This window comes from Nostoc sp. FACHB-888 (assembly GCF_014696655.1).
Lineage (GTDB): Bacteria > Cyanobacteriota > Cyanobacteriia > Cyanobacteriales > Nostocaceae > Nostoc.
The window spans coordinates 1-13903 of the sequence record NZ_JACJQM010000028.1 but is presented as its reverse complement, the minus strand read 5'-3'; the positions used below and the strand labels follow the sequence as shown (position 1 = coordinate 13903).

General features: G+C 38.9%; 15 protein-coding genes. 12 read left to right on the top strand and 3 right to left on the bottom strand.

Annotated features, from left to right (window positions below; genetic code table 11):
• Nucleotides 1–230 precede the first annotated feature (230 nt).
• Complete coding sequence (locus tag H6G26_RS18445; protein WP_190730634.1) at nt 231–1280, top strand: 1-acyl-sn-glycerol-3-phosphate acyltransferase; 1050 nt, start codon at nt 231–233, stop codon at nt 1278–1280.
• Nucleotides 1281–1457: 177 nt separating this feature from the next.
• Here the strand turns inward: H6G26_RS18445 and H6G26_RS18440 are convergent, their stop codons facing one another.
• Nucleotides 1458–1919, bottom strand: a complete 462-nt coding sequence (locus tag H6G26_RS18440) for a GNAT family N-acetyltransferase (protein WP_190730684.1) — start codon at nt 1917–1919, stop codon at nt 1458–1460.
• Nucleotides 1920–2213: 294 nt separating this feature from the next.
• Here H6G26_RS18440 and H6G26_RS18435 point away from each other — a divergent pair, with 294 nt between their 5' ends.
• The 7 genes from H6G26_RS18435 to H6G26_RS18405 all read left to right on the top strand — a co-directional run bounded on the left by H6G26_RS18435 (nt 2214) and on the right by H6G26_RS18405 (nt 8182).
• The gene (locus H6G26_RS18435; RefSeq protein WP_190730633.1) at nt 2214–2717 is read left to right on the top strand and encodes a hypothetical protein; all 504 of its coding nucleotides are present in this window, start codon (nt 2214–2216) and stop codon (nt 2715–2717) included.
• A 221-nt stretch (nt 2718–2938) separates the two neighbouring features.
• Nucleotides 2939–3265, top strand: coding sequence for a DUF6464 family protein (locus H6G26_RS18430; RefSeq protein ID WP_190730632.1), 327 nt, complete (start codon nt 2939–2941; stop codon nt 3263–3265).
• Between the two features lie 260 nt (nt 3266–3525).
• Complete coding sequence (locus H6G26_RS18425) at nt 3526–4767, top strand: ABC transporter substrate-binding protein (protein WP_190730631.1); 1242 nt, start codon at nt 3526–3528, stop codon at nt 4765–4767.
• Between the two features lie 7 nt (nt 4768–4774).
• On the top strand, nt 4775–5725 hold the full coding sequence (locus H6G26_RS18420; protein ID WP_190730630.1) for a branched-chain amino acid ABC transporter permease: 951 nt from the start codon (nt 4775–4777) through the stop codon (nt 5723–5725).
• Nucleotides 5726–5739: 14 nt separating this feature from the next.
• Complete coding sequence (locus H6G26_RS18415; protein ID WP_190730629.1) at nt 5740–6342, top strand: Uma2 family endonuclease; 603 nt, start codon at nt 5740–5742, stop codon at nt 6340–6342.
• A gap of 39 nt (nt 6343–6381) precedes the next feature.
• Nucleotides 6382–7344 carry a branched-chain amino acid ABC transporter permease gene (locus tag H6G26_RS18410; protein WP_190730628.1) on the top strand — a complete coding sequence of 321 codons (963 nt, stop codon included), beginning with the start codon at nt 6382–6384 and terminating at the stop codon, nt 7342–7344.
• A gap of 67 nt (nt 7345–7411) precedes the next feature.
• Nucleotides 7412–8182 carry an ABC transporter ATP-binding protein gene (locus tag H6G26_RS18405; protein WP_190730627.1) on the top strand — a complete coding sequence of 257 codons (771 nt, stop codon included), beginning with the start codon at nt 7412–7414 and terminating at the stop codon, nt 8180–8182.
• A gap of 15 nt (nt 8183–8197) precedes the next feature.
• On the opposite strand, the gene H6G26_RS18400 is transcribed toward H6G26_RS18405, so the two are convergent.
• Together H6G26_RS18400 and H6G26_RS18395 are read right to left on the bottom strand one after the other, a co-directional pair.
• The gene (locus H6G26_RS18400; protein ID WP_190730626.1) at nt 8198–9067 is read right to left on the bottom strand and encodes an Rpn family recombination-promoting nuclease/putative transposase; all 870 of its coding nucleotides are present in this window, start codon (nt 9065–9067) and stop codon (nt 8198–8200) included.
• A gap of 238 nt (nt 9068–9305) precedes the next feature.
• On the bottom strand, nt 9306–10145 hold the full coding sequence (locus H6G26_RS18395) for a DUF4351 domain-containing protein (RefSeq protein WP_190730625.1): 840 nt from the start codon (nt 10143–10145) through the stop codon (nt 9306–9308).
• A 160-nt stretch (nt 10146–10305) separates the two neighbouring features.
• On the opposite strand from H6G26_RS18395, the gene H6G26_RS18390 reads away from it, so the two are divergent.
• From H6G26_RS18390 to H6G26_RS18375, 4 genes are all read left to right on the top strand, one after another.
• Nucleotides 10306–11037, top strand: coding sequence for an ABC transporter ATP-binding protein (locus H6G26_RS18390; protein WP_190730624.1), 732 nt, complete (start codon nt 10306–10308; stop codon nt 11035–11037).
• A 294-nt stretch (nt 11038–11331) separates the two neighbouring features.
• Nucleotides 11332–11979: a histidine phosphatase family protein gene (locus H6G26_RS18385; protein WP_190730623.1), complete on the top strand. Its 648-nt coding sequence runs from the start codon at nt 11332–11334 to the stop codon at nt 11977–11979.
• A gap of 83 nt (nt 11980–12062) precedes the next feature.
• Nucleotides 12063–13088, top strand: a complete 1026-nt coding sequence (locus H6G26_RS18380) for a glucokinase (RefSeq protein ID WP_190730622.1) — start codon at nt 12063–12065, stop codon at nt 13086–13088.
• Between the two features lie 44 nt (nt 13089–13132).
• Nucleotides 13133–13750 carry a hypothetical protein gene (locus tag H6G26_RS18375; protein WP_190730621.1) on the top strand — a complete coding sequence of 206 codons (618 nt, stop codon included), beginning with the start codon at nt 13133–13135 and terminating at the stop codon, nt 13748–13750.
• The last annotated feature ends 153 nt before the right edge of the window (nt 13751–13903 follow it).

The window sequence follows — 13903 nt, the reverse complement described above, 5'->3', positions numbered from 1 at the left end:
TGGGAAAATTTAATACCGTGAATCTTGGCAACTTAAACTACGATTCCTATAGATATTTTGGTTTGGTGTAGATAAGTTTTTCCAAATCATCGCTAATTTCGCCAAAATGATCTGAAATGGGTTTAAAAAAATTGTAGTTGATTTTACTTCCAAGGTAAGATTCCAATAGCGAAGCTGTAAAGCTATGATAGTATTTAAATCAAAATTTTTGCCTAATCCATATTATTGTTTTGATTAATCAACATTCTGAAAACCTTATCAACCCTCAACTGGAAAATGTACCAGTTAAAGGCTATATATTTAATTGGTTTGATTGGTTTTGTCTTTGGTATCCTCCAGGCTGGCTAATTTTATTCAACCGTCATTGGCAGCACTATCATACCGATTCAGACGGTTGGAATTGGCTGGAATATGGGTTATTTTTAGTTCCTGGCGGATTTTATCTGGCGCTGCTGAGTCGTTGGTTGCGTATTGGTTTTCGTTCACCCCGAACAGAAGTTAGTGAATTTGATCCCAAATATCAACAAGCTTTTAGCAAAGAAATTCTCGGCCCTATCGTTAAATACTACTTTCGTGGAGAGTTACAACAAGTCGAAAACTTGCCGCAAACAGGGCCATTAATTGTGGCAATGAACCATGCAGGGATGTCTTTCCCTTGGGATTTTTTGACCTTGGGTTATTTATTAGGTGAAGCTAGAGAATGGGGAGTGCAACTTCTAGCAAATCCAGCATTATTTGAGCATCCTTGGATGATTTGGTGGTTACCACCTAAATGGTCACAGGTTTTGGGTGGTGTGCGAGCCGAATTAGATGATTTTGAAGCCGCAATGGCTGCGCCAACACCTACAGCAAACGCCCAAGGTGAAATTATTTTATATGCACCCGAAGGTATCCGCGGCCCTCTGAAAGGTTGGAGGAGACGCTACCAACTAGAAAAGTTTGATGTGAGTTTTATTAAGTTGAGCGATCGCTATCAAATTCCCATTCTCCCGGTAGTTTGCATTGGGAGCGAATCTTTACATCCTTGGGCTGTTAATTTAAAACGATTGCAACGATTAGTCAAATTACCATTTTTGCCTTTTTCACCTTTAATGCTTGTCTTAATTCTGTTTCCTTCAATGGGAGTTTGGGCAATGAGAACTCGACTGCGTTACTTTATTCAGCCTTTGGAAACAGCAGAATTGCACAACTATTCAAATAAAGGGCGTACAGTAGCTTATCGGCAGGCACAAGAATTACGAGAAAAACTGCAAATTCAAATTAATCAGTTATTGAGATAAGTTTAATTCTACGAGTTAATTAAAATCAATCTTTTAAAAAATAATTTACTGAAGTACAAAAGTTTTTTAAGAGAATGTTTGAAAAGTTCTCTTGTCGGCATCAAAAATTTTATATCCCCCTAAATCCCCTTTTTAAGGGGGATTTAGATTTTTGTAATCCAATGAATTTAATAATTATTAAATTGGTTTTTCCATAATAAAATTTATCAGCTTTTGCCCTCTACGTTCTACCTCTTGCTGTTTCACAACAATAAAATTCTGTCTTTCAAAAAACGGTTTAGCTGTAATACTGGCTTCTGTAAATAAGTTTTCAATTTCTAAAGACTTTGCTTTTAATTCAAGCTGTTCTAAGATTTTCTTACCAACTCCTTTTCTTTGAAAATCTTTATGACAATAAAAACGATCAATATGTCCATTAGCCTCTAATTCCCCAAAACCAATAATTTTACCCTGTTCCTCGGCTACGTAAGTAAACTTACTTTCCAAATCTTTAATCCAAACGTCAATATCCATATTTGCTGGTGCCCAAGCATCTACTTGTTCTTGTGTGTAATCACGAATATTTACTTCATGAATAGTGTTGTAGAACAATTTCATAATTTCTTCGGTATCAGTTATTTCGTATATTCTTAATTTCATAAGAAAGGTAATTAATGACAAGTAAATCTACTAAAAATAGTATCAGCGCTGGCGGGTTTACTTCAGCTTCCGAGTCTAATACAGGACGGCGAAAATAAGAAGACTATTAAAAAGACCTAAATAGCTTATTCCATAATACTTTTGACTTTTGACTTCCGCCTTGCGGTACTAGTCCTTTTTTGCTTATACAGCAGAATTCATCAGATTAAACCTCATATACACAATTTTATAGTACAAATATACTAATTAGCTGTTAAAATGCCTTAAAAGTCAGCTAGCTTTGCTTGAGGTAGTATGAAACAAATCCAAGACACTGATAAAAAGCCTATTTTGCTCAAAGTTTCGTTGTTGCCTATATCTGTAACTACAGCTATAGCGCCACTGCAACCCCAACAGGAAAAAATCGTTAGTGAACAAGAGCGTTTGATAAGACAAGTCAAACGTATCAATCAGATGGCGGGAGAGTTAGAAGCAGCGATATTAGAGTTGAAAGCGATCGCCAACACACTGAATACTCAAAAACGTTACCCAGTTTTAAAGCAGGAGCTATGGAAAAATATTTGTCAATATTTCGCAGTTAGCGTCCCTTGGGTGAAACGAAAGCCTGACGACTCATTTATTCTGACAACGCGAAAGGTTGATTTATTCCGAGCCGAAAGGGAAGCCGCACTTCTGGCACAGCAACTTCGTCAGCAAACCAAAAAAAGATTAACATCGCAGCGACACAGAAAAAACAAGAATGGGACTGAGGCTGACACAAAAAGCTTCTTCAAAAAGATATTAGTCCACAAATCTTAAAATTATTAACATTCAACGGCAGATCACCCCTGAGGTTGTAACAGTTATGCTGATTGAAGTGGCAGAAGGAAATTTTTCCTCAAAATTACTTAGTATACTGCCATTGCTAATTGTTACCAGTTATGATACCAATTAGGCAAACTGCCCTAAGATTGCACCTCCGTAAAACCGAGTGCAACATCAGGGACAATCAATCAGCGCATAGAAGAGGTAAAAAGAAGGTGTTAAAGACACTTTTAGTGATTGCCGTTGGTTTTTTACCGTCCCTGATTTCTCTGTGGGTGATCCGCAAAACCCATGCGCGATCACGCTTACGACTCAGACAAGCAGCCATGAATTTTCCAGCTGTACAGAGGCGGCAAAATCTTAGACCTGTAGAAAGCGATCGCTATTATTTAGAAGGTGTGGGTTACCTAATTGGCGATATCAGCTGCAAATTTAATGCCCGATCTGGCTATATGCGTTGTGCTGTCAATCCTAACGGCCCATGTAACGGTTGCCGTCACTACGAACCTAAGGAATTAGCTGGTAAGGAAAAAAGGGTTTAAGAGTCCTTATTTAGTACTTCACAGAACGGACAAAGTGACTTCATAGTACATTCCCAAATAGAACCGGGAAATGATATGATTATCGGTATTTATAATAATTTGTATTTCCAAAGACTTTGAATATTTGTCTTTGCATGTTCAAATAAGAATGATTTAATATAATTCGTGCAAAAGTGGAAATCTGCGTCATTTTATTTGCAGATTACAAACTTTAGTATTAACTTTTGCCGAATATCTAATAACTAGAAGATTATCTAACGATGAATAACGCGATCGCTCAGACAACAACATTATTATCAACTTGCGCTTTGCTACTAACAGGCTGTGGCGGTGGCTCTGTGACAAATTCTCCAGATAATACCACGAATAACGCTACAACTAACACCGCCCAGACAACAACTACACCAGGTGCTATTCCCATCGGTATTGCCTTAGCACAAACCAGCAACGTAGCATTACTTGGTCAAGAAGGATTTGTTGGAGCCAGAATTGCCGAGAAGTATTTCAATAGTAAAGGTGGTATTAATGGCACTCCGATTAAATTGGTAAGCCAAGATACTAGCGGTGATGAAGCTGGAGCAATTAACGCTTTTCAAACTTTAATTAACAAAGATAAAGTTGTCGGAATCGTTGGTCCTACTTTATCGCAGCAAGCTTTTAGTGCTGACCCTATCGCCGAACGTGCTAAAGTCCCAGTTATTGGCGCATCAAATACCGCAAACGGAATTCCAGAAATTGGTGATTATATCGCTCGTGTATCTGCTCCCGTCTCTATAGTTGCCCCTAATTCGCTAAAAGCTGCACTCAAGCAGAATCCTCAAATTAAAAAAGTAGCAGTTTTTTATGCCCAAAATGATGCATTTAACAAATCAGAAACGGAGATTTTTCAAAAAGCAGTTAAAGAACAAGGGCTAGAATTAGTAACAGTTCAAAAGTTCCAAACTACCGATACCGACTTTCAAGCCCAAGCTACCAACGCAATTAACTTAAAACCAGATTTAGTAATTATTTCGGGTCTAGCTGCTGATGGTGGTAACTTGGTGCGGCAACTGCGAGAGTTGGGTTATAAAGGCATAATTATTGGTGGTAATGGCCTGAATACACCCAATGTTTTATCTGTTTGTAAAGCCCTTTGCGATGGTGTACTGATTGCTCAAGCTTACAGTCCTGAATATCCTGGTGAGATTAATAAGGTATTTCGCCAAGCATATATTGAGCAATACAAGAAAGAACCCGCCCAATTTACCGGTCAATCTTTTGCGGCGGTGCAGGTATATGTTGAAGCTCTTAAAGAGTTGGATAAAAAGTCTAAAATCAGCACACTACCTCTGGATAAACTGCGTACAGAATTGAACAAGCAAATACTAGCTGGAAAGTATAATACTCCTTTAGGTGAGATTGCTTTTACACCAGTAGGTGATGTAATTCAAAAAGAATTTTACGTCGCCCAAATTAAGATGGATAAAGATGGAAACACTGGAAAATTCGTATTTATAAAATAGTTGCAACATGGATATGACTCTATTTCTGCAACAATTTTTGAACGGATTATCTATTGGTAGTATCTACGCAATTTTTGCATTGGGATATACCTTAGTTTATTCTATTTTGGGCATCATTAATTTAGCTCATGGTGCGATTTTTACCTTGGGCGCATATTTAACTTATGCCCTTATGGGTAGTAACTTTGGATTTAATGGCTTGCTAGCTAATGCAGTCTTGCCGATAAAATTACCATTTGCTATCGCCTTAATTTTAGGAAGTACCTTGGCGGGATTGGTAGGGGTAGTGATGGAACGGCTTGCTTTTCAACCTTTGCGCCGTCAAGGATCTGATCCCTTGCTAACCGTTGTTTCTAGCTTGGGGGTAGCAGTGGTAATTGTGAACTTAATCCAGTATTTAGTAGGCGCAGAAAGTTACACATACCCCGCAGATACTTATGGGAATTTACCACCTTCTATTAACTTTGGTACTCAAGAAAAGGAAATTCCTATTCGCACCGTTCAGATAATAATTTTTGCTGTATCAGTTGTTATTGTGGCAATTATTACCTACTTTATCAATCGGACTAAATATGGTAAAGCAATGCAGGCGATCGCAGAAGATCCAACTACAGCGAGTTTGTTAGGAATTAATAGCGATCACTTTATCATTTTAACATTTTTCATTAGCAGTTTCTTAGCAGGATTAGCAGGAACTTTAGTTGCTTCTAGTGTTAGTATTGCCGGGCCATATTTCGGTATTGCTTTTGGTTTACGGGGTTTAGCAGTAATTGTCTTAGGTGGTTTAGGTAGTATTCCCGGTGCAGTTTTAGGAGGATTGCTCATTGGTTTAGTTGAAGCTTTTGTTCCGGCGGAATATTCCGGTTACAAAGACGCTGTAGCCTATGGAATATTATTTATCATGTTGTTAGTTAGACCTCAAGGTTTGCTAGGCCGTCGGTTTATTCAAAAAGTTTAAAGAGATGTAGGGCGATGAAAACATACACCAAACAAAGATTAACTTTTGATGATTTTTTAGAACAGTGCCCAGAGGAAGGCTTATATGAACTTGTGGATGGAGAAATTGTAGAAGTGCGTGCAACTAGAAATCATGATGATGTCGCAGACTTTGCGGCTGATTCTTTCAAAGATGAAATTAAACGTTTAAACCTAAATTATGTAGTAAAAATCACAGCAGTTTTGAAAACTATAACTGCCAATGGAATAGAACAAGGACGCAAGCCTGATGTCAGTGTGATAGATAAAGATGTGTGGCGCTCAAATCGTTCTGCTTATTCTGCACTTGAAGAACCCATCCAGTTAGCTATAGAGGTAACATCAACTAATTGGGAGGATGACTACATTGATAAATTAGATGAATATCAACGCTTAGGTATTACAGAATATTGGATTATAGATTATTTGGCAATTGGTTCAAGAGAGTATTTAGGAAATCCAAAAGTTCCGGCTATATTTGTTTTTCTACTGGATTCTGAGGGTAAATACCAACGTACACAGTTTAGAGGTTCAGAAAGAATTGTGTCACGCACTTTTCCTAAATTGGCGCTGACAGCAGAGCAAATATTAACAGTTTAACAATTTAAAAAAGTGATAGCTTAATCAAAATATTTTACAATGGCTGAATTTTTTTCTACTTATGAATCACCAATAGTCTACATGGTATTGGAGGCTTTATTAGGACTATCACTTTACTTACCGCTAATGGCTGGGCAATTGTCTTTAGCTAGTCCTGGATTTTATGCTTTAGGCGGATATATTGCAGCAATTTTATCTACAAAAGTCTTTCCATCTAGTAATAATTTATTCCCGATTCCATTACTTTTATTAGAAATGTTGATTGCTGGTTTAATCTCCGGTATATTAGCCGTAATAGTTGGAATTCCAGCATTACGGTTGCGGGGAATTTATTTAGCGATCGCAACTATTGCTTTTGTAGAAGTATTGCGAGTTGTATCCTTAAATTTAGATATTACAGGCGGTGCTGTAGGGATTTTTGGTATTCCTCAACCATTCCAAAGCCAAATCGAATATTTGTGGATTGCCATACCATTACTATTAATTAGTATGGTGTTATTTTACCGTTTAGAACGTATTCGCACAGGTAGAGCATTTATCGCCATCCGTGAAGATGAATTAGCTGCTAGTGCAATGGGCATTAACCCCACTTACTACAAAGTTTTAGCCTTTACTCTCGGAGCAATGCTGGCCGGAATTGTAGGTGTAATCAGCGCTCATTTTCTCAATACTTGGAATGCTCGGCAAGGTACTTTTGATGCTAGCATTACCTATTTAACAATTGTGTTAATTGGTGGTTCTAGAACTTTTTTAGGTTCGGTTGTCGGTGCTATTGTCTTGAAAGTATTATTAGAAATTATTTTACGAAGAATAGCTGATATAGCAGGATTACCCAATTGGTTATCTCAATTTTTGCGCGATGGGAGATTAATTATTTATGGTATATTAATAGTCTTAGGAACTATATTTTTTCCCCAAGGCTTTGTTACTCCAGATTTTTTGAGAAACTGTAAGAAGCAATTGACAAAGTTAATTTCTAAAACATTAAAACAGACAAGTTAAGAAATAGAATAAAAGTAACGAAAATTATGATTTGTGAAAAAGCAGCCGATTTAATTAAGGCAGCGTAATGACAAATAACATTGTTTTAGAAGCCAAATCACTGACTCGCCGTTTTGGGGGGTTAGTGGCGGTAAATAATGTATCTTTTACAGTCAATCAACATGAGATTTTTGGATTAATTGGCCCTAACGGTGCTGGGAAAACAACACTGTTTAATTTGATTACAGCTTTTATTCCCCTTTCTAGTGGAGAATTACGCTATCAAGGTGCTAATATTTCCCAACTACGCCCCGATCAAATAGCAGGTTTAGGTATTGCTCGGACTTTTCAAAATATTCGCTTATTTGGTGAATTATCAGCATTAGAAAATGTCATAATTGCCCGACATTTGCATAATAAAAGTAATGTACTAACAGGAGTTTTAGGATTACCACCAGCGCGTCGGGAAGAGAAAAAAAGCAGGCGAAAAGCTTTACAATTATTAGATATGGTGGGATTAAGTGATCGCGCTGACGAGAAAGCCAAAAACTTTGCCTACGGCGATCAGCGTCGGCTAGAAATTGCCCGCGCTTTAGCCCTAGAACCACAAATCTTGCTGCTTGATGAACCGGCGGCGGGGATGAACCCCAATGAAAAGCAGCAACTCAGTGAATTTATCCGTAGTCTGCGAGAACAGTTTAACTTAACAATTGTACTGATTGAACATCACGTACCCTTGGTTATGGGTTTGTGCGATCGCATTGCAGTATTAGATTTTGGGCAATTGATTGCATTGGGTGAACCATCTGTAGTTAGAAACGATCCAGCCGTGATTGAAGCTTATTTGGGAAATGAATGATAATTAAATTGAGAATTACAAAATTTGTTGCAATTCCTCAATAGTATTTGCAGTTACAACATTTCTTAAAATTGTCTTCAAACGCTCCAAATCCTGAATCTGGTTAATCTGTGGCATCAACTGTAAGCCGCGATCGCTAAATTTCAACTCTAAATTAATTTCAATCGCAGAAACTATTCCTCGCAGTTCCCCGCTTACTTCCCCGCTTGCTTTCCCGCGTGCTTCTCCTTCGCGTAAAATTTCTTGATACCAAGGTGACTCACGTAATACGGACATATCCCACCTCATGATTTCTTGAACGAGCGTGTTCTCTAAAACAAACGTAGCAAAAAAAGCTAGAACTGTTTCCAGTTGGTTTAGTTGTTCATCAGCACGGAGAATTTGCAATGCTTCTCTAATAATAGATTCATTTTCACCACCTTTGAGAATGGGTACAAATGGCAATAAGGATGGTAAGGGTTGTTGAAAAGCAATATTGACATCAATTTCCCACAGGTTAATTACCCGATAATCTTGTATTGCCCGTAATCCTGCAATATTTGATGTAAAGCTTGTGGGTATTTCGTTGCTACCAGTTTTAAGAATATTGATCAGAACAGGATATGTTGGTAAGTTATATTTTTCTTCTGCAAGTGCAGCGTATGCACGCATCCGACGTGGCATTTGGGATTGATAGCGTAATTGCAATTCGTTAAGAAGCAAAAATTCTCCGTGTTGGGGACTAGTGACACGGATTAAAACATCACTTTCTCGGCTAATCCACTGAAATTCACTATTTAGAATTTCTCCAGCAACAACATCAGGAATCTGCGTTACCCATCTTACCCAGTTATTGGGTGCGAGGCTGATTAATTTTTTGGTACTGACATCAGCAGGCCTTGTCATCAGGGTATGGATGCTCTCAATAAATAAGATTTATCGTAACTTGAAGTATTGAATTCGGGCAGCCGTTTATTGAATTCGGGTAGTCGTTTATTGAATTCGGGCAGTCGTTTATTGAATTCGGGTAGCCATAAAGGGCTTACGCACCCTTAAACGTGGTTTTCAGCGACTACCGTATTGTCCTCGTAGAGGAGTCGCACAGAAACCCACACTTACTGTCGATAGGAGTGTGTAGATTATGTCACGCAGATATAATTGTGAGAAATTCGTCTAAAGAACTCACTGCGATCGCACTATCCATTAAAATTTCTAATTGCTCCACACTTTTACCCTCAAGCCTTACTTCTACCTCATGGGAAATTTCGCCAAAGCGTTGTTCCAATACTCGGATTAACTGCCGTCGCGCACCCTCTTGAATACCTCTTTGCTCAATCTCGTGATACCAAGGCGATTCTCGCAATACTGCCATATCCCACCTCATGATTTGCTGCACTAAAGGCGTGTCTAACACAAAGCTAGCAAAAAATGCCAGCAATGATTCTAACTCGTTCAACTGTTCATCTGCTCGTAGCGCCTGTAGTGCGCGTTGCACAACTGATACCTCTCCCCCTCCTTGCAAAATTGGCACAAAGGGTAACAACGATGGTAATGGTTGCCTAAATACTATTTCAGCATCGATTTCCCACAAATTAATCACGCGATAATCTTGGATAGCACGTAATCCTAAAAATTCCTGCTCGTAACTATTGACAATAGTTAAGGTGGATGGAGGCGGTAAAATGTTAACGAGTACTGGGTAAGTTGGCAATCGGTAGCGTTCTTGTGCCAAGGCAGCATAAGCTCTCATCCGTAAAGGCATCTGTGCTGTATAACGCAGTTGTAGTTCATTTAGTACAAGAAAATCTCCGTGAGTGGCACTATATGCCTTCACTAAAACATCTGTCTCCCGGCTAATCCAGTGAAACTCAGAACCGAGAATTTCTTTCGCCACAACTTCAGGACGCTGTGTTACCCACTGTACCCATGCATCGGGAGCTAAATTAATTAGTCGCTTGCTACCAATATCTGCTACTTTTGCCACAGGAGCTTAATATCTTTATCAGTAATTAATGGTACATCATAAAGATTGCAATATTCTAGCGTTGGTTTTTAAGTTAAAGCAATGTCTACTCAGTCTTTTAAGAAATGTATGATTGATATATGTTAGGTTTTGAATCAACATTTCTGGATGTAAACCGCCGATGAAAGCCGATAGTAAACCAAACTATACAATTTTAGAAGTTCAAGAGCTTGATGTTAATTATGGCGGTATCCAAGCTTTAAAAAAGATTAATTTAATTATTCAAAAAGGCGAGGTAGTTACTCTAATTGGTGCTAATGGTGCTGGTAAAACTACTACACTCCGCGCCATATCTAAAGTAGTTAATCCTAAGAGTGGCGGAATTATCTATAATGGACATAATATTACCCGCCGCCAAACTCACGAAGTTGTACAACTTGGTATTGCCCATTGTCCAGAAGGACGGAGAGTATTAGCGAGGCAAACAGTATTTGATAACTTACTTTTGGGTGCTTATATTCGCTCCAATCAAGCAGAGATAAAAGCAGATATTCAGCACCAATTTGATCTATTTCCGCGTTTGTCACAAAGACGCAATCAACTAGCAGGAACCCTTAGCGGTGGTGAACAACAAATGTTAGCGATCGCACGGGCTGTCATGAGTAAACCGCAACTCTTACTTTTAGACGAGCCTAGCTTAGGTTTAGCACCTGCGATCGTCCGAGAAATCTTCTCAATTATTGAAAATCTTCGTGCTACAGGCGTGACTATTTTGTTAGTTGAACAAAATGCTAATCTGGCGCTGCAAATTGCCGATCGCGGTTATGTTTTAGAAGCTGGTTCTATAACTTTAACAGGCGCAGCATCAGAATTAATTAGTGATGAGCGAGTTAAAAAAGCTTATTTAGGGTAATTTACTCAAATTAAAACGAGATAATGGATTTCGTGAATCTGTTGGAATGAAAGGATATGTTGTATTTGATTTTGGTGACTATGAACCTCTAAATGGATTTGTTGATGTAGCTTTAGAAAAATGGCTAAAAAGGCTTTAAGTAAAACTATATTGACAGCATTTATAACTTTTCCTCATTATTAGTATTATTAAATATTATTACGATTTTTGTCCTATATTAATATTTGCAGCCCTCCTTGCAGATATCTATATTTGTTTAGCGGCGAATTCTATTCACCGGAATAATTACAACCCATGAGTCAAATAGTCTGGATCGCAAGACACGCCAACCGCCTAGATTTCGTAAACCCCGATTGGTTTCTCACCGCCAAACGACGCTACGATCCACCGTTGTCTGATGACGGTATGGTGCAGGCACAACAGTTAGCAAAGCGCTTAAAAGGAGAAAATATTAGCCATATTTTCGCTTCTCCTTTCCTGCGAACCGTACAAACGGCAAACGCAGTTGCAGAAGTGCTAAACTTACCGATCAAATTGGAAACAGGTTTGAGTGAATGGCTAAATCCAGCTTGGATGACAGAAGAACCTGAAAGACTCTCAACTCCAGCGTTAGCAGAATTATTCCCCAGAATTGATACCAGCTACACTTCGCGCATCGCCGCCAAATATCCTGAAACTCACGAAAAAGTCCGAGAACGTTCTGGGCAAACTGCTAGATGTTTAGCTACTGAGTTCTTCCCACAGCATATCCTGCTAGTAGCTCATGGTGCATCTGTGTTGGGGGGAGCAATGGGGCTAGTGGGGGAAATTGCCAAAACAGAAGTCAAAGCTTCTCTATGTTCCCTGGTAAAAGTCGTGCGCGAAGATCCAGAATGGTTGCTAGAACTAAAGGGAGATACTTCCCATTTAACCCACATAGAGGAAGTGATTCGATTTGCTTAAACCTCTGATAGATATTTGCTTTCATGGCTTCTGCTACGTTGGGTATATCTTACAAATAAGCAATTAATTCGCGAATAAATTCTATGACATTGTTACTAGCAGGAGACATCGGCGGTACGAAAACTATTCTGCGATTGGCTGAAACATCAGATTCAGCAGGTTTACATACTATTTATCAGGAAAGTTACCTTAGTGCCGATTTTCCTGATTTAGTACCGATAGTGCAGCAGTTTTTGGCCGAAGCTAATACACCAATACCAGAAAAGGCTTGTTTTGCGATCGCAGGCCCCATTGTCAAAAATACTGCCAAACTAACCAATTTAATTTGGTTTCTGGATACCGAACGTCTACAGCAAGAATTGGGTATCCCGCATATTTCTTTGATTAATGACTTTGCAGCGATTGGCTATGGTATTTTAGGTTTACAAAAACAAGACTTGCTGACGTTGCAAGTTGGCAAATCTCAACCCGAAGCACCTATTGCAATTATTGGTGCTGGTACTGGCTTAGGACAAGGATTTTTAATTAAGCAGGGAAGCCACTATCAAGTTTTTCCCTCAGAAGGTGGACACGCTGATTTTGCACCTCGGAACGAGATCGAGTTTCAACTGTTGAAATACCTGTTAGGTAAACATGATATCCAGCGCATTTCTGTGGAACGGGTAGTTTCTGGAATGGGAATTGTAGCAATTTATCAATTTTTGCGCGATCGCAAATTTGCAGCAGAATCACCAGACATTGCCCAAATCGTCAGAACTTGGGAACAAGAAGCCGGACAAGAAGAGAAAAGTGTTGATCCTGGTGCTGCTATTGGCAAAGCAGCCTTGGAAGGTAGCGATCGCCTTTCGGAACAGACTTTGCAATTATTTATAGAGGCTTATGGTGCAGAAGCCGGCAATCTCGCCCTTAAACTCTTACCTTATGGTGGCTTATACATCGCTGGTGGGATTGCGCCTAAAATCCTACCCTTAATCCAAAATAGCGGTTTCTTATTAAATTTCACTCAAAAAGGCAGGATGCGCCGCCTCCTCGAAGAGATACCCGTGTATATTATCCTCAACCAGCAAGTGGGACTAATAGGTGCTGTTTTATGTGCTGCTAGGTTATAACAGCTAGCATCATCAGTAATATCTGCATCTCGAAAGCAAAAAATATGACAATTAAGAGCCTGCTGCCATTACTCGCTGCCACCTTTGTTTGCGGTGGATCTGTTCTCGTGGAGGCACGTCAACCCAAAACTCCGACGACTGTTGTTAAACCCAAACCAAAGGTTACTCAACCCGTGCAGCCACAATGGAAATTATACACGGCTCCAGATGGGCGGTTTACTATTTTGATGCCGGGAAGCCCCGACAGAAATACCCAATCCCAAAAAACTTACATGGGGGAAATTGACTTAGAAATATTTGTTGCTCAACCACCAAAACAGCAAGTAGCTTATGTAGTTGCTTACAATGATTTTCCTTATAGTTACGGTCAAATAACTGACCCCCAAACTGTACTTAATAATGCGCGGGATATGGCTTTAAAGACTACGAAAAGTAATTTAATTAGTCAGCGAAATATTCGTAGTTCTAATAATCATCCTGGTAAAGAAATTGAGTACATCAATTCTGGAGGGAAAATCACTAAAAGTAGAATGTATGTTGCCGAAGGAAGATTGTATCAAGTAATGGCAATAACTACAAAAAAACAGCAGAAGACATTAGCTAAAACCATTACGGGATATTTAAATTCTTTCCATGTGGTTTTGAAAAAACCAAATAACTAATCCCTCTTTTGTCACTCTGGGGAAATAAAAATTGAGGCTAAATGATGAAACCTAGATTTAGTGGGAAGATTAGCGATCGCAAGCTAATAGAAACCTTCAAACAAAGCTCTACAGTTAAAATCCTATCCGGGCAAGGGTTACAGATTATTCTCT